The sequence below is a fragment of the Rudaea sp. genome (assembly GCF_036383415.1).
Classification (GTDB): domain Bacteria; phylum Pseudomonadota; class Gammaproteobacteria; order Xanthomonadales; family Rhodanobacteraceae; genus Rudaea.
On the sequence record NZ_DASVOK010000432.1, the window covers coordinates 1 to 2055 of the forward strand.

Here is a 2055-nt window from a genome sequence, read left to right on the forward strand (position 1 = left end):
ACGCGTCACGGCAAGATACATTCGCCGTCGGTGCGACGATGCGCAGATCGGGGAATTGCCTGCGCAGCAGCACTGCGGCATCGAGGAAATCGCGACCGAGCCTGCTGATCTCGCCGAGCCGGCTGCCGGGCAACATCGCCAGCAGCAGCGCATCTTCGGGGATGCCGAGTGCGCGGCGCGCGGCGAGCTTGTCCGGATGCAGCGCGAACGCGTTGGCCAGCGGATGACCGACAAAGCGCGCGTCGACGCGGTGGCGCGCGTAGATCGGCGGCTCCATCGGAAACAGGCAGAGCACGCGGTCGGCGCTGCGGCCGATTTTCTCCGCGCGATTTTCGCGCCAGGCCCAGATCGACGGACTGACGTAGTGCACGGTGCGGATGCCGGCGCGCTTGAGTTTCCTTTCGAGGCCGAGGTTGAAGTCGGGTGCGTCGATGCCGATGAAGGCGTCGGGCTGTTGCTGCAGCGTGCGCCGAAATACCGCGCGACGCAGCGCGAGCAGCGACGGCAGGTGCCTGAGCACTTCGACCAGGCCCATCACCGACAGGCGCTCCATCGGCTGCCAGATTTCCATGCCCGCCTCGCGCATGCGCGCGCCGCCGATGCCGGCGAAGTGTGCGTTCGGGAAGCGCGCCTTGAGCCGCGCGATCAGGTCGGCACCGAGCAGGTCGCCCGAGGCTTCGCCGGCCACGAGGAGGAAGCGCGGCGCAGCTGGAGTCACCGCGCCAGCGGCCTTTGTCCGCGCTCGATGAAGTCGAGCATCGCGCGTACGTCTGGCTCGGACTCGGCGCTAGTGGCGAGCGCGGCGCGCGCTTCCTCGAGCGGCGACTTCGACACGTACAGCGCACGGTAGGCGCGCTTGATCGCGGCGATGCGCTCGGCGGAAAAACCGCGACGCTTCAAGCCTTCGGTGTTGACCCCGCGCGGGCGGCCGTAGTCGGCGGCCATCATCACGAACGGCGGTACGTCGCCGTTGACCATGCAGTTCATGCCGACGAAGGCATGCGCGCCGATGCGGCAGAACTGGTGCACGCCGGCGAAGCCCGACAGGATCGCGTGGTCGCCGATCTCGACATGGCCGGCGAGCGTAGCGTTGTTGGAAAACACCGTGTGGCTGCCGACGAGGCAATCATGCGCGATGTGCACGTAGGCCATGATCCAGTTGCCATCACCGATGCGGGTGACGCCGCCGCCGTCGCCGGTGCCGCGGTTGATCGTGACGAATTCGCGGATCAGGTTGTCGTCGCCGATGACCAGTTCGCCGCGCTCGCCGTGGTATTTCTTGTCCTGCGGGTCGCCGCCGACCGAGGCGAACGAGGCGATGCGATTGTTGCGGCCGATCCGCGTCGGACCCTGGATGACGACATGCGGCGCGATCTGCGTGCCATCGCCGATCTCGACGTCGGCGCCGATCACGCTGTAGGCACCGACGCCGACGTTCGCGCCGAGCTTGGCGCTGGCGTCGATTTGAGCGGTGGCGTGGATCATCAGTCCGTCTTCTCCGCGCACATCATCTCGGCTTCGGCGACCGGAGTGCCGTTGACCGAGGCGCGGCCGTGGAAGATCGCCATGCTGCGGATCATGCGCTTGAGTTCGATGTCGAGCGTGAGCTGGTCGCCGGGCACGACGATTTTGCTGAACTTGGCCTTGTCGACTTTGACGAGGAAGTAGAGCGGATGCGCGCCGGGTGCGTACTGTGAAGACAGGTGCACGAGCACGCCTGAGGCCTGCGCCAGCGCTTCGATGATGAGCACACCCGGCATCACCGGGAAGCCGGGGAAATGGCCCTGGAAGAACGGCTCGTTCATCGTCACGTTCTTGATCGCGGTCAGGGTCTTGCCGGCTTCGAACGCGAGCACGCGGTCGACGAGCAGGAACGGATAGCGATGCGGCAACATCTTGGCGATGTCGTGCGCCTCGATCGGCAGGGCGGGTTTGGTCTTCGTGTCGTTCATGGTTTTGCGTCCTTCTCCAGCGCTTGCACGCGCCGGTTCAACTCATCCAGATGTTTGAAGCGTGCCGCGTTGCGGCGCCAACTGCGATTATCCTGGATCGGGG

The 2055-nt window shown here is 66.2% G+C and carries 3 protein-coding genes; all 3 read right to left on the bottom strand.

The window, feature by feature from the left end; all coding sequences use genetic code 11:
• A partial coding sequence (gene lpxB / locus VF497_RS15680; RefSeq protein WP_330890415.1) for a lipid-A-disaccharide synthase occupies positions 1 to 718 on the bottom strand: 718 nt, incomplete at its 3' end.
• Positions 715 to 1485, bottom strand: coding sequence for an acyl-ACP--UDP-N-acetylglucosamine O-acyltransferase (gene lpxA / locus VF497_RS15685; protein ID WP_330890417.1), 771 nt, complete (start codon positions 1483 to 1485; stop codon positions 715 to 717). The genes lpxB and lpxA, both read right to left, overlap by 4 nt.
• Entirely contained in the window at positions 1485 to 1952 is a 468-nt protein-coding gene (gene fabZ, locus VF497_RS15690; protein WP_330890419.1) for a 3-hydroxyacyl-ACP dehydratase FabZ, read from the bottom strand. The genes lpxA and fabZ overlap by 1 nt, the downstream gene beginning before the upstream one ends.
• Positions 1953 to 2055: the final 103 nt, after the last annotated feature.